This window comes from Psychrobacter sp. 4Dc (genome assembly GCF_002836715.1).
Lineage (GTDB): Bacteria > Pseudomonadota > Gammaproteobacteria > Pseudomonadales > Moraxellaceae > Psychrobacter.
In genome coordinates, this window is sequence record NZ_PJAT01000089.1 from 1 (window position 1) to 23560 (window position 23560).

Genomic DNA, 23560 nt, shown 5'->3' on the forward strand with positions numbered 1-23560 from the left:
ATCTATAATATGAATATATCCTCCATAGTCTGCTCAAAATGATTTGACTTCTATCATTATAGCTGCTAATTTTAAAATGTACTTTTATTACAGGTATGTAAAAAATATATCTAAACCTTGTAGCCAATTTAATCTAGGATGAATCAAATTGTCTGCTCGTAATACCTTACTCCTATTCTCATAATTATCAAAAGGAATTGATAATGAAGTTAGCTCCTCTTTTTTCAATTGGTGCTTTAGCCGCTATTAGTCTTCTTGGCTGTTCTAACCAATCTGCTGATACGACTGATGACTCATCAGCGACTTCTCAAGAAACTACCGTGCTACGGTTTTCGCATTTTTGGCCAGCAACCTCATCTATCAGTAAAGAAGTATTTGAGCCGTGGGCAAAACAGATAGAAACAGATTCTGACGGCCGTCTAAAAGTTGAACTGTATCCATCAGCAGGCCTTGCTAAAGCAGACGTTACTTATGAATCTGCTGCTAAAGGTACGATCGATATCGGTTCACAAGCGCATGGTTATACCAATGGTCGCTTTCCTTTGACTCAGATTACTGAGCTTCCAGGTTTGTCAAATTCAGCAACTCAAATGGGCTGTATGCTACAGACCCTATATGATGATGGTACTTTGGCGAGTGAGTATAAAGATACTCATTTATTATTTATGTACGGGGCTGGACCTGGGGCGCTTCATACAACTGATAAGCTAATTCGAACACCTGGAGACATGAAAGGTATGCGTATTCGCCGTCCTTCAGCTGTTGCTGGTGATATTATTGAAAGCGCTGGTGCGTCACCAGTCGGTTTACCTGCAAACGATATGTATACCTCTTTGCAGCGCGGCGTTGTTGATGGTTTGAGTTTCCCTTGGGAAGCAGTAACAGCATTTAAAATTGATGAGATTACCAAGTATCATACTAACATTCCTTTCTATAGCTCAGCGCTTATGGTCACGATGAATAAGGACAAATATGACAACTTACCTGATGATCTAAAACAAGTTTTGGATAAAAACTCAGGGATGGCATTAGCTAATAAGGTCGGTGAAGTGTTTGATAAACATGACCAAATGGCAATTCAAGCTGCTAAAGATAAAGGTGATGAAATTATCGAAATTCCTGATCCATTAAATGATCCAGACTGGAAAGGGCCACTTGAAAGAGGAACACAAAAATATCTAAAGGATGTTAATGCTTTGGGTTTGGATGCTGATAGTGTCTATGAAAAAGCAAAAGCTGCCAGTGCTGCCTGTAAGGTTTAACCTATTGGAGGTGTCACATGGCATTTTTAGTCAAGCTCAGTGTCTTAATCTCTAGATTATGCCAGTTTATCGGTGGGGTGAGTCTCATCATCATCGTCCTAACCACCATGCTCGACGTCGTCGCACGCTACATATTCAAACTCACCGGCGGTGAGTTTGGTTTTACCGTCAAAGGCAGTGTAGAGATCGTCTCCTACTTCATGCTATTTGCATTGTTAGCTGCCTTTGCCGCATTTGTCGAACGCTCACAAATCATCGTCGACGTCTTCACCCAGAAAATGCCACAGTCTATCAAAGGCTACCTCATGGCTATCTTTATGATGGGCTTCTTCGTCATCGGCATCGTATTCTCATGGGGACTCTACGAGAGTGCCATTGACGCTATGGAGTTTGGGAAAGTTACCCAAGACTTAAGACTCTCTATGATGCCTATCTACCTGATCAGTGCCTTGTTAAGTGCTTTTCTAGCCATACGCTCATTGATCGAATCCATTAACATCTTTAAGACAGGCGAATTCTTTGACGCCGAGGAGACAGGCGCATGAGTCCAGAAATTATCGGTGCGATTGGCCTAGTGGTCATGATCCTGCTTGTCGTCCTACGCGTACCTGTCGCACTTGCCATGTTAGGGGTGGGTCTAGTCGGTTTCGGTGCGGTCACCGCGCCTAGTGGTGCCCTGCAAATGCTAAAAGACATCCCAGTCGATGTCTTAGCAAAGTATGACTTTAGCGCCATTCCCTTATTTATTCTCATGGGCGTGTTTGCCACTCACTCAGGTATGGCAGGTAAACTGTTTGAAGCCACCCGAACCATATTTGGCGGGGTAAGGGGTAGTTTGGGCATTGCAGGTATTGGTTCATCCGGTATCTTTGCCTCTATCTCAGGCTCATCACTTGCCACTGCCTCTACCATGACCAAAGTCGCTTTACCGCAAATGGAGAAGTACGGCTATCAGCCAGGCTTTGCCTGCGGTATCTTAGCCGCTGGCGGTACACTTGGTATTATGATTCCGCCGAGTATTGCCTTACTGGTCTACGCCATCTTAACCCAGCAGTCAGTAGGTGACATGTTCATCGCTGGCTTCTTGCCCGGCATGCTCGGTATGGTGATGTACTCACTGACCGTCATGGTGATGGTACGCTGGAAACCGCACTTAGCAAAACGTGGTGAGAAAACGTCTTGGAAAGCCAAACTACTGTCACTGACTGGTCTGATACCGTTTAGCTTTATCTTTATTGTGATTATTGCTGGTATCTTCTTTGGGCTATTTACCCCAACAGAAGGCGCCGCAGTAGGAGCGTTTGTCTCTTGGGCTTATGCCTTTGCTAAAGGTATGCGTTTAGATGGTCTTAAGCAGTCATTGATTGAGACGCTAGCACTCTCTGCAGTGGTGTTCTTTATGCTACTGGGTGCAGAGGCATTGGGATATTTTATCTCAGTCTCACGCTTGTCTTATACCTTGGCATCTTGGATCGGTGGATTGGCGGTCAGTCCAATGATTGTCCTAATCTGTATCCTGTTCATGTACTTCCTATTAGGACTGTTCATGGATGCGCTCGCGATGCTGGTGATCACCATACCTGTTGTGTATCCCATCATTCTAGCGTTAGGGTTTGACCCAGTCTGGTTTGGCATCATTGCGGTATTGACGGTGGAGCTTGGTTTGATTACGCCGCCGATGGGGATGAATATCTTTGTGATTAAGGCGATGGCGCCGCACATTAAGCTGAGTGATATGTTCCGCGGGGTGGCACCATTCATTGTCTCTGATGTGATCCGTTTGGTTATCTTGGTGATGTTCCCTGCGATTTCACTTGTGCTGCTGGGGTAGATTGAATCTAAGCGTATAAAGTCATTGTATTTTGGTGCAGCAGATTTTCTACTCGTTAAGAAGCCATATTGCTAATAGAGCAGTGTGGCTTTTTTATTGGCTAATACTTTTTCCAAGAATTAAGAGAAGGATATTTTAGAAACTTACAATCTGTGACGCTGCATAATGATAACTTTTCTTAGTGTTATAAAGGCTTATGAATGTAGTAAACTGGTTTTCATTCATTTTCCTATATAACTTTATAAGTAGAGATAGTCATGGCTGTCGATTTTAGTAATACGCTCATCGTCGCAATTTCTGCAACGGCACTTTTCGATTTGAATGAGTCAGAAAACTATTTGCTAGAGCTGTTAGAGCAACGACCTGCAAGTGCTGTAAAAGAGTTCAGGGAGTACATGACCGAGCGTGAAAATGATCCCTTGAATATTGGTGCAGGTTATCCGCTAATTAAAGCATTATTAAACCTAAATAAGTATTCTGATAATAGCGATGGACAGGATTCAGACATTGAAACACCATTGGTCGAAGTCGTTATCGTGTCAAAAAGTAGTCCAGACACTGGTATTCAGGTACTTAATGCAATTCTAGAACATGATATCAATATCTCCCGTTCTGCTTTTATTTCAGGTAGCCCTGTTGCGCCTTATATCAAAGACTTTAACGTTGACCTATTCTTGACCACTAATCGCGACGATGCCCAACAAGTGGCGGATGCCAATATCTGTGCCTGTGCCATACTAGACGCTACGCCTGTGAATACTTATGAGCTGGATACTGAGCAGCTGCGCATTGCCTTTGACGGGGACGCGGTACTTTTTGATGATTCAGGTGAACTGCTATACAAACAAAAAGGGCTACGAGCCTTTCATGATCGTGAAGTACAAATGCGTGATTTACCGATTGAAAAAGGTCCTTACGCTGAATTATTGATTAAATTATCAAATCTGCAAGAGCGCCTACCTGCTGGTTTAAAATACTCGCCAATAAAAATTGCGCTGGTGACCGCGCGCAATGCACCAGCTGACTTACGGGCTATCAAGACATTACGAGAGTGGGGCGTGAATGTTGATATGGCATTTTTTTTGGGAGGATTAGAGAAAACAGCGGTACTCAGAACATTTGCGCCGCATATCTTCTTTGATGATTCAATCAAGCACATTGACGCAGCACGTCGATTTATTCCTACGGCCTTGGTTCCTTATCATTCGACGTCATTATTGCATGGTGACAACTATCTCACTGCTGATGAGGATGCATCATTGTTATCATTCAAACCTGCTGTGCACCCACTATTTGCTGTAAATCATTAAGTAGGTATAAAAAATTTAGGTAATAAGGATAGGATGGTATATGAATTGGCAGCAGTTGCTTAACTTAATTGTCGTGCGGATAAAGCAGGTCATTGGACTGTATGCTTTTGTGCTTATACCGATGTGGGGCATGTTTTTTCTAAATGAAGTGGTCTTATTTGGTATGTGGAACATCTTTGGTATCGTGCCACGTGCTTTAGATGTAGGTAGTATGATAGGGGTATTTGCTTCGTGGACCATGCATGGCAATTTATCGCATTTGACTGGCAATACGGTGACGCTATTACAGATTTTGTTTTTGTTTGGACTGTTTGAGAAAAATGCTTATCGCACGGTAATTAAACTGGTGGTCGCCTCAGGACTGGTCACTTGGGTTATCGGGTCGCCATCTTCTATCCATATCGGCGCATCAGGGCTTTGTTTTGCAATGTTAGGTTATATGATAGGCGGGGCTATATTTGCGCGGCGTTGGGGTTATCTGATTGCTTGTATTGTTATGGGGACTGGTTATTGGCTGACCATTAAGCAAGGATTGATGCCGCAACAAGGTATCTCGTTTGCGGCACATTTTGGTGGTTTGTGCGCTGGGCTATTATTAGGAGCCAATTCAAAGCATACTTATTCAGCCGCTTCTCAACGCTATTAAAAGCGAAGTACTATCAGTGTTTAATAAACCAGCATCGTTGTACTAAGCGTTATTGGATCAGACGCTTGCATCAGTACAAATTTTGATAAATAAAGGATCATCTGTAGTTAGCTCTCGCCATGCAGTGGTCTGTTTAACATGTTCATCCACCGTCAGTGTGCTACCTTTTTCTGGTATTACGTAGTCCGCTCGTGCAGGTGTAGTACAGTCTATTACCTGTAAAATCTTTTGCATGCTTCTGCGTCTTTCAAACAAATACAAATTAACTAAGTGCATGTCTGGATTGTCCGCATGCATGCTAGCATTGCCCGTATCTGCAGCAATAAAGCGCAAGACTTGTGGTTTAACATAAGACCATGGGCGAAACCATTCCTTGCTTTCTGCTGTTTTGACAACTTCTACGCCTTCTGGCAGATCTCGCACTTGTTGACCATACCAGCTGTATTCCTGGTTTATCTGGAATGCAAACATCCCAATAGCAGCAAATAAGGGAATCAGCCATTTAGGTGCACGTTTGCCTGCCAGTTTGCTGAGGTGAGTTATGATAAGTGCTAGTCCAGCCATACCAAATGCGGCAGCGATGGTAGCGATAAACTCAAAAAGCATAAAATATTCCTTAATGCGTTAGATTTGTCTAATTGAACCTCTTAGATAAAGTAAAAATCTAAAATTTAGTTATTATAGCTATAGGATAAAAAAATCACCCACAAGCAGCTACTGCCTGTGAGTGATATATAGTAACAGAAGATATATCCTCAGTTGTGAGCTTAGTGGTCGACCGCACCGCCAGCGCCACGTGGAGAACGTACGCTCTCAACCAGCTCTTGAATATGTGCTGGTGGTGGCGCAGTAGCATAAGATACAGCGAATGCTACGATGAAGTTAAGCAATGCACCAACTGCACCAAATGATAGTGGTGAGATACCAAATAACCAGTACTCTTCAGTATCAGGGAAGTTCGCTGTACCACTGATGAAGAACCAACCTTTGAACATAAAGATATAGACAAGAACGACTATTAAACCAGTCAACATACCGGCAATAGCGCCAAGATTGTTGATGCGTTTAGAGAAAATACCCATCATTAACACAGGGAACAATGAAGAGGCAGCAATACCGAAGGCCAGTGCTACGACCTGTGCGGCAAACCCTGGCGGATTCATACCTAAGTAAGTTGCTACTACAATCGCCACACCCATAGTGATACGAGCATATTTTAGCTCTTGTTTATCAGTGATATTTGGGTTTAAGTTACGTTTGATCAAGTCATGACTGATGGCTGATGAGATAGCAAGGAGTAGACCGGCAGCGGTTGATAGTGCTGCTGCCAAACCACCTGCAGCAATCAGACCAATAACCCATGGTGGAAGCTGTGCAATTTCTGGATTCGCTAGAACTAAGATATCAGCGTTAACATCAAGCTCGTTACCTGCCCATCCAGCGTTAGCAAAACGACCATCAAGCTCTGCATCATGTGCAATACGAGCGGTTTCTACCGCTGCAGTTGCTGCAGCAACATCGCCACCGTCAGTTTGAGCAGTATTGAGGGCGATCTGAGCAGCACCTAACCCACTATCACTGTACAACTGAATACGACCATCATTGTTTAGATCGTTATACTTGATAAGACCTGTTTCTTCCCATGTCATCATCCAGTCTGGACGTTGATCATATTCTAGAGGCGCTTCTGCAACCCCTTGTGGGTAAACGGTGTCAATTAGGTTTAGACGAGCCATAGCACCTACTGCTGGAGCAGTAAAGTATAGTAGCGAGATAAATACCAGTGTCCAACCTGCTGTCCAACGTGCATCAGCCACTTTAGGTACAGTGAAAAAACGAATGATAACGTGTGGTAGACCTGCTGTACCGATCATTAGCGTCAAGGTAAATAGCACCATGTTTAGCTTGTTAGGAACATCAGCCGTATAAGAGGCAAATCCTAAGTCAGTCACAACTTGGTTAAGCTTAGTCAAAATAGGGACACCTGACTCGACATGGTTTGAAAACAAACCAAGGCCTGGAATCGGGTTACCGGTCAACTCAAGTGAAATAAAGACAGCAGGAATAGTATAGGCAATCATCAGAACCACATACTGTGCAACCTGCGTATAGGTAATCCCTTTCATACCACCAAGTACGGCATAGAAGAAGACAACAATAGCCGCAATGATAAGACCAGTACTACTCTCAACTTCTAAGAAGCGCGAGAATGCAACACCAGCACCGGTCATCTGACCGATAACGTAAGTGGTCGATGCGGTAATCAAACAGACCACAGCAATCATAGCAGCCGTTTTTGAGTAAAAACGATCGCCGATAAAATCAGGAACCGTGAACTTACCGAACTTACGTAAATAAGGCGCTAAAAGCATCGCTAGCAGAACGTAACCGCCAGTCCAACCCATCAAATAGGTAGAAGCGCCATAACCACTAGCAGCAATAAGACCTGCCATTGAGATAAATGACGCCGCACTCATCCAGTCAGCAGCTGTTGCCATACCGTTAACGACCGGATGGACACCACCACCAGCAACATAAAATTCACTGGTTGAACCAGCACGAGCCCAAATCGCGATACCGAAATAGAGAGCGAAGGATAGACCCACAAAAATAAGATTAATTACAAATTGACTCATGGGGCTATTCCTCGTCTACGCCATATTGTTTGTCTAACTTATTCATACGCCAAGCGTAAAAGAAAATTAGGATGATAAATATACCAATGGATCCTTGCTGAGCAAACCAAAAGCCCAGATCAGTACCACCGATTTTGATACCAGCTAACAATGGACGAAACAAGATACCAAAGCCATATGAGCATAGCGCCCAAACAACCAAGCTGCCGAGAATGAGACGAATATTGGCGCGCCAATATCCAGATGGATCGTTGTGGTTTTCCATAGGACAACTCCTTTTGTCTTACTTAAAAAATATCAACCATATAAAAAGAACTGCGATTATTTCTTACCACGAAAAGTATAAAAAATAGTCAGGTACTGCTTTATATAGTGAAAACGATGATGCGTGATAGTACGTTTAATGCTCGGTAATTCTCTACTTCAAATAAAAGTAGTTAACTATTTAAGCATCGTATTGACCTAAACCATCGAATGGCAAAAATAACGTTTCTTGAGGAAGACAGAAGGGTGGACTATCCAGTGTCTTTTTAACAATCTCGTCTTCCTGACAAGAGTTTTAATCTTTTTAACACGCTAACCTGTTGTGCTTCTTGTACTGATTAATAGCTTCGATAACCATAAAACAGTCTAAACGGATATAGAATTTATATTAGCACGGTTTAATAAAGATAATTGCAAACTACTACGCATAAATAATAAGTAAATTACTAAAAATTAGTTTGCTAAATATTTATTAAAGAACCTAACGTTACGGCAACCGAGTAATTTATACGATTAAATTATCACTTAATCTATTCTATATAAGATGAAACATAAGCATTATTTATTTTAAAAATAACTATATAAAGTCGATAAGTAAACGTGATGGTCGCATGTCGCTCAATATCTATATCATGCACGTGTCTTTTTGGTATCAGGTATTTTGCACAGAGGCTTATATAGTCCATGGCAATCAAAATATGATATCGATATGAAATTTAAGTAACGCGTATAAAGAATGAATAAGGAGCCCATATGAACGAAGGGATAGTAGGTTGGTTTAATAACATCGTAAATTATGGTGTCGGTATTATCTGGGGTAACAACGATTGGCTGATTGCTAGTAACCCTTGGTATGGATTACTGATGTTCTTACTAATTGGTGCAGGTATCTACTTCACCGTCGTGACACATTTTATTCAGTTTCGTCATTTTGGTCATATGTGGAAGTTGCTACGCGTGTCCAACCAAGGACGCAAAGATGGTGGTATTAGCTCATTTGAAGCATTGATGACGTCGCTGGCCGCGCGTGTTGGTACTGGTAACTTGGCAGGTGTGGCAATTGCCATCTATTTGGGTGGACCAGGTGCTGTATTCTGGATGTGGATGACGGCACTGGTCGGTATGTCGACCAGCTTTATCGAGTCAACCTTAGCACAGGCATATAAAGTACCGCACAACGATAATGTGTACCGCGGTGGCCCTGCTTATTACATCGAAAAAGGTCTAGGCAAGCGCTGGCTTGCCGTGTTTTTCTCATTATGTTTGTTAGTGGCCTTTGGTTTGGCATTTAATGGCGTACAATCCAATACCATCGCTCAAGCGACCAATGAAGCCTTTGGTGTGCCAACGTGGATGACAGGTTTGGTATTGGTAGTACTGGTAGCGCCAGTGGTATTCGGTGGTTTGCGCTCAGTAGCTCGTATCGCGGGTAAAATCGTACCAGTGATGGCCATCTTGTACATCTTGCTAGCGCTATTCATTATCGTGACTAACTTTAGTCAATTCCCAGCAGCGATCGCGTTGATTGTAAAATCAGCATTTGGTTTTGAGCAGGCGGCAGGCGGTGTCATCGGTTATGGTATTGCGCAAGCAATGATTAACGGTATCAAACGTGGCTTGTTTTCTAACGAAGCAGGTATGGGTTCAGCGCCGAATGCTGCAGCAACGGCAAAGAGTCATCCTGATCATCCAGCAGTACAAGGTTTCATGCAAATGCTTGGCGTATTTATGGATACCCTTATCATTTGTACCGCGACGGCGTCGATTATTATTTTGTCTGGTGTGGTCGACCCTAATGTCGAGCAAGAAGGTATTCAGTTAACTCAGTTGGCCTTATCACAGTATGTGGGTGACCTAGGTGTGGTGTTCGTGGCGATTGCGATTTTCTTCTTCTCATTTACGTCTATCATCGCCAACTATAGCTACGGTGAGTCAAATCTTGAATTTATCTCTGGTGCCAAAAACGCCAAAGTAATGATTATGGTTTTCCGCTTCCTAGTATTAGGTATGGTATTTATCGGCTCTGTTGCTAGTTTACCTGCTATATGGAACTTCGCTGACTTGTCTATGGGTCTGATGGCCTTGGTCAACTTAGTGGCCATCTTGCTCTTATCTCCTGTAGCGCTAAGAATACTGCGTGACTATGAGCGTCAGGTAAAAGAGGGTAAAACAGGCGATCAGATAAAGTTTGATCCTGATAACTTTGTGAAACTCAGAGATGAAGCTAACCGTGATGCTTGGACAGACTAAGCAGCATTGATTGATAAAACCAGCTTGTTCTCAGCATTAAAAAACCGCCCGACTCTTATAAAGAGAAGGGCGGTTTTTATTGGAGTACAGTTTTAATGATATTAACTGCACCAGCTCAAATCAGAATTATCCTGATTTACATGTTTGGGTAGTTAGGACCACCGCCACCTTCTGGGGTTACCCAAGTGATGTTCTGTGAAGGGTCTTTGATATCACAGGTCTTACAATGCACACAGTTCTGCGCATTGATGACAAACTTAGCACCTTCAGCGTCTTTGACCACTTCATATACACCCGCTGGGCAGTACAAACGTGCAGGCTCAGCATACAACGGTAAGTTGATTGAAATAGGTACCGTTGGATCAGTAAGTTTTAGATGCGTTGGCTGATCTTCTGCATGGTTGGTGTTAGAGATAAATACTGATGACAATTTATCAAATACTAGCTTACCATCAGGCTTAAGATAAGTTGGTTGATAAGCATGATTAGCACGCTCCAACTGATCGTAATCTGGGATGTTGTCATGCAAAGTGAATGGCATTTTACCTTTTAGCAAGTTGTGCTCGATAAAGGTGAAAGCGCCGCCCATGAACAGACCCATACGGTGAATCGCAGGTGAAAAGTTGCGCGACTCATAGTTATCTTGATACAACCATGACTCTTTGTACATTGTACTATAAGCAACCACTTCATCATGCTGACGTTCAGCTTGTAGCGCCTCAAAGATAGCTTCGGCTGCGAGCATGCCTGACTTCATCGAGGTATGCGTACCTTTGATTTTTGCTGGGTTTAAGAAACCAGCGTCATCACCTACCAACACGCCACCTGGGAAGGTGAACTTCGGTAATGAGTTTAGACCACCTTTGGTCAACGCACGTGCGCCGTAAGAGATGCGCTTACCGCCTTCTAAAACATTTTTGATCACAGGGTGCGTTTTCAAGCGCTGCATTTCATCGAATGGAGACATGTAAGGGTTGTGGTAAGACAAATCCGCCACAAGACCAAAGCTTACTTGGTTGTTTTCATCAAAGTATAACCACCAGCCACCAGTAGAGCCAGTTTCAGTCAATGGCCAGCCAAGACCATGCATGACAACGCCTTGCTCATGCTTTTCAGGCTCAACTTCCCATAGCTCTTTTAGACCGATACCATAATGCTGAGGATCAGAATCTTTATCTAGATCAAAACGGCTGATTAAGCGTTTGCCTAAATGCCCACGGCTACCTTCGGCAAAAATAGTGTATTTGGCAAGGAGTTCATAACCAGGCTCAAAGCTTGGCTTGGCTTCACCATTGGCGGCTACACCCATATCACCAGTTAACACACCTCTGACCGAACCGTCGTCATTGTATAAGATGTCATCGGCAGGGAAGCCTGGGAACATCATGACTTCAAGCTCTTCTGCCTGTACGGCTAACCAACGAACGACATTACCTAGCGAGACAATATAGTTGCCATCGTTGTGCATCGGACCTGGAATTAAAGAGTCAGGCACTTTAGTTGAGCGTGTGGCAGAGTTTAAATAATAAAAACGATCTTCTGTCGCTGGCACGTTAAGCGGTGCACCTTTTTCTTTCCAGTCAGGGATTAGCTCATTTAGAGCGCGTGGCTCGATGACTGCACCAGACAACGTATGGGCACCAAACTCAGAGCCTTTTTCGACCACACAAACCATAAACTCATCATTACCAGCTTCAATAGCGAGCTGGCGCAAACGGATGGCAGCAGACAGACCTGCAGGTCCACCACCAACGATGATGACATCGAACTCCATTGATTCGCGTTCGACTTCAGGTTCCGCGGCAACTGGCGCTACGACTGGTTCTGCTTTATCTAGCGTTGCGGTCTCTGTCACTACTGGTGCGTCAGCATTCACAGTATTACCATCAATAACTGGCGTTTGATTGTCTTGCTCTTGCATACCTACTCCTAAACTTTTAGTGGCTTATCTCAGGGCATCATTAGCTTAACAACTGAATAATAGACTTGCGGCGCTAACGTCACTCAGACATATGGCTGCCCGATAAAACTGTCTTTGCGGCATCAATTGACCCGTCATGGTTAATACCAATTTATCTAAGGATATCAACGCATAACGTAAGATGTGTCATCAATACAACACCCACTTGACCATTTCAATAAAAAATCGTTACTCATTATAAAAGAAAAGTCCTACAAACACGATACGCATTTATGAGTATCGATGCTAAGGTAATGTTAAGAAAATGAGGTTGTTATAACGATAAAGTTTCATCATACCTGAAACAAAAATTTATAGTAATAATAGATAAGCCAAACTTTGAATACTAAATAAAGGGATTAATAATGAATAACGATAATAATAGCACTGAAGACAGCCATGAGAGAATATTGGAAGCACCGACCAGTAAGCCTTCTAGCCTAGGCAGCTTAGATAATTTGGATGCACTAAGCCAGTACATTAAGTCTACGAAAGGCACTCGCGAAGGGCGTGCAATACCACCGCTTGAAAAATGGCATCCTAAAGATATTGCTGATATGGATTTGACTATCAAGGCAAACGGAGAGTGGTGGCATGAAGGCGGACAAATGACCCGTGAGTCACTGGTCAGCTTGTTTGCCACGATACTATGGAAAGAAGAAAATAATGGCAATACTGAGTACTTTTTAAAGACCCCTGTACAGAAAATCCGTATCCAAGTTGAAGATGCACCACTTCTTATTAATGATGTCGGTATTGTCAATGAAGGTGATATGAGTTGGTTGGAGTTTACAACGACGACAGGGGATGTGGTTCGCTTAGACGATGCGCATCCGATTGTATTAAAGGCATATAATTCTAATAAGAGCGATTCTAATGACAGCGACTTTAATAACAGTGACTTCAATAACAGTAATCAAGCGAATCAAGTGAGTACAGCTGGCGATGTTGCAGATTCTCAGGAATTAGCGTCTACAGAACAAGTACGCCCTTACATGATGGTTAGAAATGGCTTAACCGCGCTTATTGGCCGCAATACTTTTTATCACCTGACTGAAATTGGAGCGTTATCAGAAGAAAATGGCAAGACGATATTGACGCTACAGAGTGGTGGCCAGTCTTATTCACTATCCATGCCTACTGATTAGGTATTATGTCTATCTATTAATTGCTGTTTGCCGATGAGTGCTATAATTTTATAATGTCGCCTGATTCTATTGGTCTAAAAAATTCCTATCGCATAAAGGTAGTTGATAGATAGCTGACGTAGAGTAACGCCACACACGCAATATACATATAGCGCATTTAACTGGGTAATGAGATTGATGAATAATATGATAATGGCATTAGCATAAAGATGGATATCAAAAACCAGACAGTCGGAAAGCTCAAACCGTGTGTTGATATATCTGTTGACCAGAGTCTCAAAGCTATTGATCTAGTAGATGTCAATAAACATGTTGGTAACACAGTTATAAGCGATAAAAACCGTAGCGCGCCCATTGGCGTGTTTGACTCTGGTGTTGGCGGTTTGTCTGTTTATTTGCATTTAACACAGCAGCTGCCTACTGAGCGTTATGTATATTATGCTGATACATTAAATGTACCTTATGGTAATCGTGACAGCGAAGATATTGAAGCATTAACGCTAAAGGCAGTAGAGTGGTTACATAAGCAAGGCTGTAAGCTAATAGTTATTGCTTGTAACAGTGCCTCAGCATATGCGCTAGATACTTCCCGACGCTGCTATCCACATATACCTATTGTGGGTCTTGTCCCTGCATTGAAGCCTGCGGTATTGGCGAGTAAGAGTGGTCATGTAGCGGTGCTGGCAACCAAAGCGACGTTGAATGGCACCTTATTAAATGATGTTATTATCAATTTTGCTCAACCTAATAACACAGTAGTCACTAAGTATTTTGATCCGCAACTGGTGCCTTGGGTAGAAGCAGGTATGTCAGAACAAGACGAGACAGCCGAAAGGTTACGTCAACAGATACGAGTATTTGCTAATGAAGGTGTTGATCAGTTAGTGTTGGGATGTACGCATTATCCGTTTTTTAAGACATTTTTATTGGATGAGATTGCACAGCAGCAGCTGTCAATACAAGTTATTGATTCTGGCCAAGCGATTGCTGAACGGGTTAGACAGCTGTTGATTGCAAACAACTTGTCTGCATCATTGATGAGTGAAAAACGAGAAAATCTGTCACAAAAAACCAGTAATAAAAATACCATTACTAGACCGCCATTAACTTTTCACGCCACTAAATATAGTGATAGACTATGCGCTTTAGTTGAGCGCTTACTCGGTGCAGAAATGGCATTGCAATACTACTATCACTAGTTATTATCAAAGCTAGTGATAACAATGCGCTGTATGCAACGCTGACTCAGTTGAAATAAATTGAGTGCATCTTTTTAAGCTAAGAGTATGCTAGGCTGAGCAAGACAAGATTTTTGTGTTCTATCTCACACCTTATCCTTTTTATGTCACGACCTACGCTTAGAGGTAATTGTGCCGAATCGTCGCTATCATATTCATATTATATGCGCTGACAATGACCAGTTGTTGGTTCTAGACAGCTTAGCGATATTTTTTCAGGCGCGCGCATTTCTGACCTATGATGTTTCTAGTAAATTATCTAAAGCCTCTTTTTATGGGCGTCAGTGTATTGACTCTTGTGATTACGCAGTCATGATCGTTGGCGACAGCTACGGAACTGTGCAAAAAAACGGTGTCAGCCAGATGCATTTGAGTTATCTAAATGCCAAAGCGAAGCTTAAGCCGCTAATTGTGCTGGTCAAAAACCATTCTCCAGACGCTGTTATCAGCCGACAACTTCAAGAGTTTATTAAGTTAGTCACCAAGCAAGATAACCAGCTACATTACTATGATACGGAAGAAGATATTGAGCCATTACTGGTACAGGCTCATTATAATGCCGTCGCCAATAATAAAATGATAGGTGGCTGGGTCAGAGCGAATGATGAAGAGAATACTACTAGTAAAAAGGTCGTGTATGAGAAGCCAGTCGATATATTACCTAGTACTACCGAGGTAGAGAAAAACAGTCCTGATGACGAAGACTTTATAGCGGATAAGGTTAGTGAGCCAATTGAGTTAACGGAGTTTTTTGAGATTCAATATAGTGCTCAAGCTTATGAAGGCGGTAATCTAACGGACGTAACCCGATCACTAACTCTCTCGTGGCACGAGATACTCATGACACTCATGAGAATACCGTCTACTTTTTCGAGCTATGGCTTGCAAAATGCCATCAATCGTTTGATTACCGCTAAAGCGGAAGTAGACATCAAAAAAGAGATGCCAAACGTTCATGCTGTTTCACGCTGCCAAATCTCTCAAGCTGATATTAATAATTTGCAACGTAAGCTAGTCGGTGCAAATTGGATACAACTGATGACTTATGGTACGCGTGTATCACAAGAGCTTTGGAAGCTTACCTTCTACGCAAAAAACCTACTGCAAAATCATACCTCAAATACGAATAAACAAGACGAGTAATTATTCGCTAGCGCGTTCAAAAATAGCCATCTAAAACGTCTACTTTGGCATCACGACTACGTTTTGTAATACAAAGCATACGTGCAATGCTTGTGAATCTTCCTCAGACCCGTAATAATAAAGTCAGTTAGTTAGCAGTATTAACAACGTTAACTATTTTAGAATGAGAACTATAATATTAATAATTAGGGAGAGCGTACGATGAGCAATGCTAAAAATGACGAACTAAAGAGAGAGATTGATGGTCTAGAAAAGTCTATGCATGATGCTGATCAGTTTCATACGTTAGAAGAGCAAGTAGCAGATATGAAACGTCGCGGTATAGATCCTAGTAAGGCCTATAAAGATTTAGATAGTAAAGCCGAAGATGAAGATTGGGGTGATGCGACTTGGAAAGAAAATGGTAAGTGGGAGCCAAAAACGGCAGCCGATTTAGACGACAAAGCTCGCGAAAACTGGAATGGTGATAATGGTCAGCCTAAGCCACCGCCTATTGTCTAGATACGTATTTTGAGTCAATTAGATAAGTTCTATTAATAACTATCTATAAATAAAAAAGCCACGCTAATAGTAGCGTGGCTTTTTTGATGCGTCTAAATAGCACTATTTATCTTACTACTACGAACCTTGGTCTATACGAACAAGCTTGATAGTGCCATCGGCATCAGTAACGCGGCGATAACGTGTATTGCTAGAAGTTGAGGAGCTCACTGATGGCTGAGATGAGTAGCTACTAGGAGCAATCGTTTGCTGTTGAATCAATTGCCCCATGCGATCGGCAGGTGCAGGATTCAGAGGTTTGCTGTTTGCAGGCTGGCCGTATTGAGTTTGACTCGGCGCTGCATTGCCAACGATGGCGCGATAGAATTTTTGACCTGCGCGTCCGTCAGCTGGGAAAATGCCGCGACTAGTCTGATATTGCTGGATAGCGGTACGAGTATTGTCTCCGATGATGCCATCTACACCGCCAATGTCATAACCTGCGTTTAGCAACGCTTGTTGAATGTCTTTGGCCTGCTGGCGGCTGATACCAGGATCATCTGTCGGCCACGCAGTGATAAAGTCTGTTTTGCTGCTGTCTTCGCGAGTGATTAGATCTGATAAGTGTGCGATAGCCAATGCGTAGTTTTCTGAGGCGTTATAAGAGTAGAAAGTGTCGAAATTTTTACCCACCAAGAAAGCAGGGCCTTCCATCCCAGCGGGTAACAATAAGCCTGCACTACTTAAGTCATATGGTAACGGACTACCATTAGCCAACGTCAGACCTTGGTCGCGCCAGTGGCTTATCGATTTTTTATCCTTACGATTAGAAGCGGCCCAAAACCCATCAGGTAGTTTGACTTCATAGCCCCAAGGCTCACCAGTACGATAGCCGCGATTATCCAAGAAGTTTGCGGTAGAAGCGAGTGCATCAGGTACGCTATTGACCAAATCACGACGTCCATCACCATCGAAATCTACTGCCAATTCTAAAAAGGTACTCGGCATAAACTGTGTCTGTCCGAAGGCACCTGCCCATGAGCCTGTCATATCATTTGGTGCGATATCACCGTTTTGCACGATTTTTAGTGCATTGGCGTATTCACCTTGGAAATAGCTCTGACGACGGTCAAAACAAGATAAGGTCGCCAAAGACTCAAATAATGGTTTTTTACCTAGCGTTTGACCAAAGTTAGATTCTACGCCCCAGACACCGAGCACATGCTCAGCTTTTACGCCATAACGCGATTCGATTTGACGTAGCGTCGAGCCCCATTGACGCTTGGCTCGGATACCGTCCTCGACACGCTCTTTGTCTACCAATGCTGATAAGTAGTCCCAGACGTCTTTTTGAAACTCTGGCTGATAATTCAGTGACTGAATGACACTAGGATCAGGCTGGCTTGGGCGATAGTTATTAAAGGTATAACCATCAACACCGCTAAATTTGCTAGAGTTCTTTAGATTGTCTAAGCACTGTTGAAACTCGCTATTGGATAAATCAGGTGCTGGCGGCTGCGCAGCTTGAGCAGTGGTAGCAAGGCTGATGCCGACAGCAACACTAAGCAGCGACAAAGTAGAAAAAGGAGTCAAACGCATGAAAATATCCTATAAACGTTAAAATAGTTATCGAAAGGCAAAAAATGATATTAACGTAGAGTAACCAATCTAAACAGTAAAGAAAAGCTGTCGAAGTACCAAGGTTATAAATGGTTACGATAAATTGACGCTGCCGTGAGATTAGAAGAGGATTTCATAGAGCTGAAAATGCAAAGCGTTAAACAGTATTTCAACTCGAGAGCTATCCTTAGGAGGTATAACCTGTTTATTCGGCTAGCACACTATCTAGTTCTTCTATAAAGCTATGAATACGCGCCGCATTTTTGCCCAAATCACTCTGTCCAACTCGTGACTTACTGCGAATATCAACCAAGCGCTCGCTATCGTTGTCAGTCACACGAATGATCACATCATCTTTGAAACCAAACCAAGCAGTCGTCTCTGTTGCTTCGATGATGCCAATGTCGGCATCAGTGTTTACAAGATCCCATCCTAAATTTTCTATGGCTTGTTTGGCTGCTTCAACCACTTCAGACTTCGATTGAGCATAGGTCAATGTCTGCAAATCAGGGTAGGCAGTACGTTGTTGTTCAGCTACTTCTGCGCCTGTGTACTCTACGGGATTCGGTGCATCTGCACGTAGTGGAGCAATCGCGACAAACTCAGGCGGATTCACCAAATCGGTAGAAATATCGTGAATAGGTGGTACATTTTTGGCCGTATTCATCATGCCAAGCGGGACAGCGATTGCCGCGACAGCAAGTATGGCTGAGGCTAGTGCGCTCCCAATACTGGCTGTATTGCGTTTAAACAATAACTGTATAGCCAACAATACTAGTGCTGCGATACCAGCAAATAATCCAAATTTAAACCCTGTAAACGCAGTGCCTAATTCTACAACGCCAAATTTGTACAATGGGCCTGCCAGAGCGACTAGCAGAATAGCAATTACACTCATTAGGCCGATTATTATTTTCATTCAATTTCTCCGTTGCGATTTAGCAGCTTGTTAAGAGTTACATGGTTTTTTTTACTTACTGCTCAATAGCCAGACCTGTTCTGCGACAGTGATATCAGGTGCAGAACCTATAGAGGAAGGCTCACTCGCTAGTTCACAGATTTGGTAGTGAGCGCTATAATACTGCTCTAGTTGGTTGGTATTAATAGAGAAGGGTGGTCCATTCTTTTTACACTGATCATAATTTAGCGTGAGTAAAAGCTGCGGTGTTATTTCATTGTTAGCACCATCAACTTTACTGGTATCGCTACTAAGTTTCCGCACTTCCTCACTATATTTCATACGCATGTCAGCTGGCAGAGCGATTAATGCCGCTTTATCATATATTGCATCAATAGAGCCAATATCTTTAGCGGTCAGCGCAAAGATATTAGCAGCCCATAAAGTGATGGTTTGTCCCGACAACTGGCCTTGATAGTATCTAATCGCTGGATTGTCTGCCTGTTGATAGACGGTAGGTTCGATGTTTTGCTCAGCAAAAAATGCTTGTACGGCTGTTTCGACCAACTCAACGCCCACCACGTCATAGCCTTGCGTCGCTAGCCAAACCATATCGATAGATTTACCACAAAGCGGCACAAAAATGCGGCTACCCGCAGTTAGATTGAGGCGGTTAAAGTACTCAGTCAGCAATGGATTGACCGTAGATTGATTGAATCCAATGCGACCTTCTTGCCAACGTTTTTGCCAAAACTCAGGGTTCATACTGCAATCCTCTATCTGCAAGTTTTTATATATAGATTTAGCGTTAGTAATATTGATTGGTCATGTCAAAGGCATAAATAGTAAAAAGCCAAACACCTATAGTATAAGTGTTTGGCCGGTATCCAACATTAGGCTAAGAAAATTTTTGAATAAATAATGTCTTATTCGATTTAGCTAACCCTCATTTAACTAACCATATATTTGCTAAATTCTTTACGCAGTTTGGCAAGCTTTGGCGGTATTGCAAAGTTGCAATAAGCTTGTCCTGGGTTTCTGTTGAAGAAATCTTGATGTGAGTCTTCTGCCTGATAGAACTCAACGGCAGGATGTACTTCCGTCACTACATCGACACCCATATCGCGTAACTTATTGATGGTACGGTCAACGGTCGGTTTTTGACTATCTTCGGTGTAAAAGACCACGCTGCGATACTGACTACCGACGTCATTGCCTTGACGATCCATCGTGGTGGGATCATGCGTGGCAAAAAAGACATCGAGTATTACTTCTAACGGGACAATAGACTCATCAAATTCGACTTTGATGACTTCGACATGACCAGTCGTACCACTACAGACAGCTTCATAATTGGCAGAAACAGCATCGCCGCCCATGTAGCCTGAGACGACAGATTGCACCCCTTTCACTGATAAAAATACAGACTCGGTGCACCAGAAGCAGCCGCCACCTAATACGATCGTTTGCATAATTTTTTCCTATTATTATAAATATGGGTTAAGCGCTATATTTGGTAGTGATGCTCTCGTTTTTCAATGCTTCTTTCAAACGTCTCATTACCCTTGGCACTATTTATTCAGCTTAGCAGGCAAGCCAAAGGCGATAAGTAACAAACAGTAATGTTATAATGGGCTTTTGCTATCTTACTTCTTTATCAACTGATAATGACAAGCAAAACTGCTAAGTAAAAGTCATCCAGTAATTCTTAATTTCAGTTCTATTCTAAAAAATGAGTCGTCCCATGAGCCAATCTCAGCCTGCTATCAAACATGACACCCTATTTGATAAACCGTTTACTACGCCACTGGATAAGGCCGCACGCTTTTCATTTGATGAGCAAGTGGTGGCTTGTTTCCCTGATATGATTCGTCGCAGTGTACCTGGTTATGGGCAGGTACTGGCTATGCTACCCATATTTGCCCGTCGTCATTGCAAGTATCGTCAGCAGAGCGATAGTGGTCAGCGTGTTAGTCGTGTTTATGACTTGGGCTGCTCACTGGGTGCAGCCAGCATGACGCTAGCTGGTGAGTTCGACTCACAAGACTTACAGGTTAAAGCAATTGATATTTCGCCTGCGATGACGACCGAAGCCACGACGTTATTGAGTGACAACTATCCTGAGCACGATATCGAAGTGATCACAGCAGATATCCGCGATATTGAGTTTGAGCCGTGTGATATGGTGATTTTGAACTTGACGCTACAGTTTTTGCCAGCTGCTGATAGGGTCGCAGTGCTAGAAAAGATTTATGCGGCATTGAGCGAAGGCGGCATATTGGTACTGACTGAAAAAACCCATGCATTTGATGAGCAATATGATGCATGGTTAGTAGAGCGTTATTACGACTTCAAACGTGCAAATGGCTACACCGAAATGGAGATTAGCGGTAAGCGTAATGCATTGGAAAATGTCCTCATTACTGACACGTTAGATGAGCATCATGCACGGTTAGATCAAGTTGGCTTTAAACGTCATCTAACGTGGTTTCAGTTTTTGAATTTTGTCTCTATTGTGGCGTTTAAATAATCCTTACTTTTAACACAGTTATTTCTTAATCAACACGGTAACCTGCTTTTATGCTCAACGACACTATCATCAACGCCGAACGCGAATTGTATCTAACCCTACTAGAGCTGGCACAGCAGCAGCCGAGCGCTTATGAATGGCTCAAGCAATTACCAACATGGCTAGGTGACATAAAAGATAAAGCCAACTATGCGCATGCGCCTGCCTACCAAGCGTCAGTCGCTCGTTTGCCAAACTTAGCTGTCAATAACGTCGATCTAAACAGCGATACATTGACGATTGAGGCAGATCTAAATGAGTCTCAGCGCAAACAAACAACAGCACTATTAAAGCAGTTGATGCCGTGGCGTAAAGGCCCATTTCAGATTGGCGGTCAAATCGGCGATGATGAGTCAGGTATTAAGATTGATACCGAGTGGCATAGTGATTGGAAATGGAAACGTGTTGCGCCGCATTTAAGCAGATTAGACGGTCGCCGCGTATTGGATGTGGGCGGTGGCTCTGGTTATCATGGCTGGCGCATGGCAGGGGCTGGCGCGGATACGGTTATTATTATTGATCCGTCATGCTTGTTTTATCATCAGTTTATGGCGATTCGTCACTTTGTGGGTGCCGCAGACGTTAGTGATATAGGCAACTATCGGACGCATTACATCCCTGTACCGCTCGAAGCGTTACCTGAGCACAGTCAGCTGTTCGATACCGTATTTAGCATGGGTGTGCTATATCATCGTCAGTCACCGTTTGAGCATTTACAACAGCTTAAAGGACAGTTGGTCAAAGGTGGTGAGCTGGTACTTGAGACGTTGGTGATTGAAGGTGATGCCAATACTGTACTAGTACCACACGACCGCTATGCGCAGATGAATAACGTCTATTTCTTGCCATCGGTGGCGGCATTAATTGGCTGGTTAGAGAAAGCAGGGTTTTCAGATGTGCGCTGCGTCGATGTAGCAGTCACCTCGACTGAGGAACAACGACAAACCGAATGGATGGCCTATCATTCGTTAGCAGATTTCTTAGATCCTAATGATTTTACTAAGACCGTCGAAGGATATCCTGCTCCCATGCGTGCGACTTTGATTGCCAAAAAGTAGCATTGATGGTGGTAGCTAACATAAGGAAAGCATTATGAAGACATTGAAGACTTTTATTGTAGCTACCATCAGCTTGCTATCGTTACCTGCTATGGCAGGTTATGGAACTGTATCGGAAGGCTGGGGCTTTGTACAAGATGACTGGCAAGTGGTTTGTGATAATACGCGGACTTGTCGAGCTGCTGGATACGCAAGTGAAGCAGATGAGCCTGCCTCAATATTGCTCACAGCGTTGCCAAAAGTAGCGCTGCCAAAAGCGCAAATTCAGTTTATCTCAGAAGTGCCGCTAGATGAGCTGAAGCCTGCTGAGCTTTGGCTGAACAACAAAAACTATGGTGTGATACAGCCCAATAAAGAAGACAGTCTACTATACGACTTGTCAGCCAAGCAGACTCAAGCACTGCTTGATCATGCTCGTATAGCGACCAAGATAGAAATTAGAGCGGGCGACAACCACTGGCAGATCAGCGATAAAGGCATGTCAGCCGTATTGCTTAAACTAGACGATGTGCAAGGTCGGGTAGGGACGCCGATAGCATTGATCAGTAAGAATAATCCAAATCGTCAACGTCCTAAAGTAGCCTTGCCAAAACCAATTATTCAAAAAGCATTTGCGTATTCAGCAAAAGACAACAAAACACTCACTCCATCAAAGCTGGCGTATTTTCAGAAAAATATTGATAACTGGGTCGATATTAATGCCGAGCAGCTTATAGGGTCCAAGGACGCGATGGGCGACTGTGAGCTGATTAACCCAAAAACTGAAACATATCAGCGGATGTCAGAGTATGGCTCTACGATGCTTGATTGGGACTTTATACCAGTTAATGATAGCTATACATTAGCCGCTCATAGTTGCTGGCTAGGTGCTTACAATTTTAGTAACGGCTATTGGCTCATTGATAATGCAAAGCCTAGCAAACCTACGCTTATCACGACAGCAGGGAATGATTATTTTGATGGTGAGATTTCGGCCACTCATAAAGATCGAGGCATTGGTGATTGCTGGAACCGTACTGCATGGACGTGGAATGGTGAAAAGTTTGTTAAAAGCGAAGAGTCTAGTACGGGAATGTGCCGAGGTTTTGCTGGTGGAGCGTGGGACCTACCAACTTATGTGAGTCAGGTTATAAAAAATGATGCTAAGGCTCAGTAGCTTCTTTGATTTAGAAGACTTTGGTCTAAGAAGCCTTGATTTAAAAGGCCTTGATTTAAATGACTGATACCTTATAAAGCGCAGCAGTCAC

The 23560-nt window shown here is 43.0% G+C and carries 21 protein-coding genes; 13 read left to right on the top strand and 8 right to left on the bottom strand.

The genetic code is table 11. The features are described from left to right. Positions 1-203 precede the first annotated feature (203 nt). The 5 genes from CXF61_RS06340 (at position 204) to CXF61_RS06360 (ending at position 5049) form a co-directional block, all read left to right on the top strand. Entirely contained in the window at positions 204-1262 is a 1059-nt protein-coding gene (locus tag CXF61_RS06340; protein WP_165597586.1) for a TRAP transporter substrate-binding protein, read from the top strand. 17 nt (positions 1263-1279) lie between these two features. Then, a complete protein-coding gene (locus CXF61_RS06345) occupies positions 1280-1807 on the top strand; it encodes a TRAP transporter small permease (RefSeq protein WP_165597587.1) in 528 nt (175 codons plus the stop codon). Then, entirely contained in the window at positions 1804-3093 is a 1290-nt protein-coding gene (locus CXF61_RS06350; protein WP_102093493.1) for a TRAP transporter large permease, read from the top strand. Before CXF61_RS06345 ends, CXF61_RS06350 begins: the two co-directional genes overlap by 4 nt. A gap of 257 nt (positions 3094-3350) precedes the next feature. Further along, the gene (locus CXF61_RS06355) at positions 3351-4403 is read left to right on the top strand and encodes a 5'-nucleotidase (protein ID WP_165597588.1); all 1053 of its coding nucleotides are present in this window, start codon (positions 3351-3353) and stop codon (positions 4401-4403) included. Positions 4404-4443: 40 nt separating this feature from the next. Then, positions 4444-5049, top strand: coding sequence for a rhomboid family intramembrane serine protease (locus CXF61_RS06360; RefSeq protein ID WP_057761862.1), 606 nt, complete (start codon positions 4444-4446; stop codon positions 5047-5049). Between the two features lie 57 nt (positions 5050-5106). Here CXF61_RS06360 and CXF61_RS06365 read toward each other — a convergent pair whose 3' ends face one another. From CXF61_RS06365 to CXF61_RS06375, 3 genes are all read right to left on the bottom strand, one after another. Further along, positions 5107-5655 (bottom strand): hypothetical protein, encoded by a 549-nt coding sequence (locus CXF61_RS06365; protein WP_165597589.1) that lies wholly within the window; start codon positions 5653-5655, stop codon positions 5107-5109. A gap of 161 nt (positions 5656-5816) precedes the next feature. Further along, positions 5817-7685: a sodium:solute symporter family protein gene (locus CXF61_RS06370; RefSeq protein ID WP_101205297.1), complete on the bottom strand. Its 1869-nt coding sequence runs from the start codon at positions 7683-7685 to the stop codon at positions 5817-5819. A 4-nt stretch (positions 7686-7689) separates the two neighbouring features. After that, positions 7690-7950, bottom strand: a complete 261-nt coding sequence (locus tag CXF61_RS06375; protein WP_101205298.1) for a DUF4212 domain-containing protein — start codon at positions 7948-7950, stop codon at positions 7690-7692. 752 nt (positions 7951-8702) lie between these two features. On the opposite strand from CXF61_RS06375, the gene CXF61_RS06380 reads away from it, so the two are divergent. Continuing rightward, a complete protein-coding gene (locus CXF61_RS06380; protein ID WP_165597590.1) occupies positions 8703-10199 on the top strand; it encodes an alanine/glycine:cation symporter family protein in 1497 nt (498 codons plus the stop codon). A gap of 136 nt (positions 10200-10335) precedes the next feature. Here the strand turns inward: CXF61_RS06380 and CXF61_RS06385 are convergent, their stop codons facing one another. After that, positions 10336-11973: an electron transfer flavoprotein-ubiquinone oxidoreductase gene (locus CXF61_RS06385; protein WP_102093511.1), complete on the bottom strand. Its 1638-nt coding sequence runs from the start codon at positions 11971-11973 to the stop codon at positions 10336-10338. A gap of 551 nt (positions 11974-12524) precedes the next feature. Between CXF61_RS06385 and CXF61_RS06390 the strand changes: the two genes are divergently transcribed. From CXF61_RS06390 to CXF61_RS06405, 4 genes are all read left to right on the top strand, one after another. Further along, on the top strand, positions 12525-13307 hold the full coding sequence (locus tag CXF61_RS06390; protein WP_165597591.1) for a DUF1285 domain-containing protein: 783 nt from the start codon (positions 12525-12527) through the stop codon (positions 13305-13307). Between the two features lie 209 nt (positions 13308-13516). Next, positions 13517-14506, top strand: coding sequence for a glutamate racemase (gene murI, locus CXF61_RS06395; protein ID WP_165597592.1), 990 nt, complete (start codon positions 13517-13519; stop codon positions 14504-14506). 171 nt (positions 14507-14677) lie between these two features. Next, the gene (locus CXF61_RS06400) at positions 14678-15688 is read left to right on the top strand and encodes a DUF4062 domain-containing protein (RefSeq protein WP_165597593.1); all 1011 of its coding nucleotides are present in this window, start codon (positions 14678-14680) and stop codon (positions 15686-15688) included. 201 nt (positions 15689-15889) lie between these two features. Then, positions 15890-16189 (top strand): hypothetical protein, encoded by a 300-nt coding sequence (locus CXF61_RS06405; protein ID WP_057761845.1) that lies wholly within the window; start codon positions 15890-15892, stop codon positions 16187-16189. A gap of 117 nt (positions 16190-16306) precedes the next feature. Here CXF61_RS06405 and CXF61_RS06410 read toward each other — a convergent pair whose 3' ends face one another. The 4 genes from CXF61_RS06410 to msrA all read right to left on the bottom strand — a co-directional run bounded on the left by CXF61_RS06410 (position 16307) and on the right by msrA (position 20158). Further along, positions 16307-17767, bottom strand: a complete 1461-nt coding sequence (locus CXF61_RS06410) for a lytic murein transglycosylase (RefSeq protein WP_165597594.1) — start codon at positions 17765-17767, stop codon at positions 16307-16309. 226 nt (positions 17768-17993) lie between these two features. Continuing rightward, positions 17994-18707 (bottom strand): DUF1499 domain-containing protein, encoded by a 714-nt coding sequence (locus CXF61_RS06415; protein ID WP_165597595.1) that lies wholly within the window; start codon positions 18705-18707, stop codon positions 17994-17996. Between the two features lie 51 nt (positions 18708-18758). Further along, positions 18759-19451, bottom strand: a complete 693-nt coding sequence (gene tmpT / locus CXF61_RS06420; RefSeq protein ID WP_165597596.1) for a thiopurine S-methyltransferase — start codon at positions 19449-19451, stop codon at positions 18759-18761. Positions 19452-19636: 185 nt separating this feature from the next. After that, on the bottom strand, positions 19637-20158 hold the full coding sequence (msrA, locus tag CXF61_RS06425; RefSeq protein WP_160023314.1) for a peptide-methionine (S)-S-oxide reductase MsrA: 522 nt from the start codon (positions 20156-20158) through the stop codon (positions 19637-19639). A 260-nt stretch (positions 20159-20418) separates the two neighbouring features. On the opposite strand from msrA, the gene cmoA reads away from it, so the two are divergent. From cmoA to CXF61_RS06440, 3 genes are read left to right on the top strand one after another with little or no spacing between them, the layout of a single operon-like run. Next, positions 20419-21216, top strand: a complete 798-nt coding sequence (gene cmoA / locus CXF61_RS06430) for a carboxy-S-adenosyl-L-methionine synthase CmoA (RefSeq protein WP_165597597.1) — start codon at positions 20419-20421, stop codon at positions 21214-21216. Positions 21217-21266: 50 nt separating this feature from the next. After that, positions 21267-22313, top strand: coding sequence for a tRNA 5-methoxyuridine(34)/uridine 5-oxyacetic acid(34) synthase CmoB (gene cmoB, locus CXF61_RS06435; protein ID WP_165597598.1), 1047 nt, complete (start codon positions 21267-21269; stop codon positions 22311-22313). Between the two features lie 34 nt (positions 22314-22347). Next, a complete protein-coding gene (locus tag CXF61_RS06440; RefSeq protein ID WP_165597599.1) occupies positions 22348-23469 on the top strand; it encodes a DUF1176 domain-containing protein in 1122 nt (373 codons plus the stop codon). Positions 23470-23560 lie beyond the last annotated feature (91 nt).

Coding starts and splice junctions, on each gene's coding strand:
- CXF61_RS06340 (WP_165597586.1), top strand. CDS start 204: ATGAAGTTAGCTCCTCTTTTTTCAATTGGTGCTTTAGCCGCTATTAGT.
- CXF61_RS06345 (WP_165597587.1), top strand. CDS start 1,280: ATGGCATTTTTAGTCAAGCTCAGTGTCTTAATCTCTAGATTATGCCAG.
- CXF61_RS06350 (WP_102093493.1), top strand. CDS start 1,804: ATGAGTCCAGAAATTATCGGTGCGATTGGCCTAGTGGTCATGATCCTG.
- CXF61_RS06355 (WP_165597588.1), top strand. CDS start 3,351: ATGGCTGTCGATTTTAGTAATACGCTCATCGTCGCAATTTCTGCAACG.
- CXF61_RS06360 (WP_057761862.1), top strand. CDS start 4,444: ATGAATTGGCAGCAGTTGCTTAACTTAATTGTCGTGCGGATAAAGCAG.
- CXF61_RS06365 (WP_165597589.1), bottom strand. CDS start 5,655: ATGCTTTTTGAGTTTATCGCTACCATCGCTGCCGCATTTGGTATGGCT.
- CXF61_RS06370 (WP_101205297.1), bottom strand. CDS start 7,685: ATGAGTCAATTTGTAATTAATCTTATTTTTGTGGGTCTATCCTTCGCT.
- CXF61_RS06375 (WP_101205298.1), bottom strand. CDS start 7,950: ATGGAAAACCACAACGATCCATCTGGATATTGGCGCGCCAATATTCGT.
- CXF61_RS06380 (WP_165597590.1), top strand. CDS start 8,703: ATGAACGAAGGGATAGTAGGTTGGTTTAATAACATCGTAAATTATGGT.
- CXF61_RS06385 (WP_102093511.1), bottom strand. CDS start 11,973: ATGGAGTTCGATGTCATCATCGTTGGTGGTGGACCTGCAGGTCTGTCT.
- CXF61_RS06390 (WP_165597591.1), top strand. CDS start 12,525: ATGAATAACGATAATAATAGCACTGAAGACAGCCATGAGAGAATATTG.
- murI (WP_165597592.1), top strand. CDS start 13,517: ATGGATATCAAAAACCAGACAGTCGGAAAGCTCAAACCGTGTGTTGAT.
- CXF61_RS06405 (WP_057761845.1), top strand. CDS start 15,890: ATGAGCAATGCTAAAAATGACGAACTAAAGAGAGAGATTGATGGTCTA.
- CXF61_RS06410 (WP_165597594.1), bottom strand. CDS start 17,767: ATGCGTTTGACTCCTTTTTCTACTTTGTCGCTGCTTAGTGTTGCTGTC.
- CXF61_RS06415 (WP_165597595.1), bottom strand. CDS start 18,707: ATGAAAATAATAATCGGCCTAATGAGTGTAATTGCTATTCTGCTAGTC.
- tmpT (WP_165597596.1), bottom strand. CDS start 19,451: ATGAACCCTGAGTTTTGGCAAAAACGTTGGCAAGAAGGTCGCATTGGA.
- msrA (WP_160023314.1), bottom strand. CDS start 20,158: ATGCAAACGATCGTATTAGGTGGCGGCTGCTTCTGGTGCACCGAGTCT.
- cmoA (WP_165597597.1), top strand. CDS start 20,419: ATGAGTCGTCCCATGAGCCAATCTCAGCCTGCTATCAAACATGACACC.
- cmoB (WP_165597598.1), top strand. CDS start 21,267: ATGCTCAACGACACTATCATCAACGCCGAACGCGAATTGTATCTAACC.
- CXF61_RS06440 (WP_165597599.1), top strand. CDS start 22,348: ATGAAGACATTGAAGACTTTTATTGTAGCTACCATCAGCTTGCTATCG.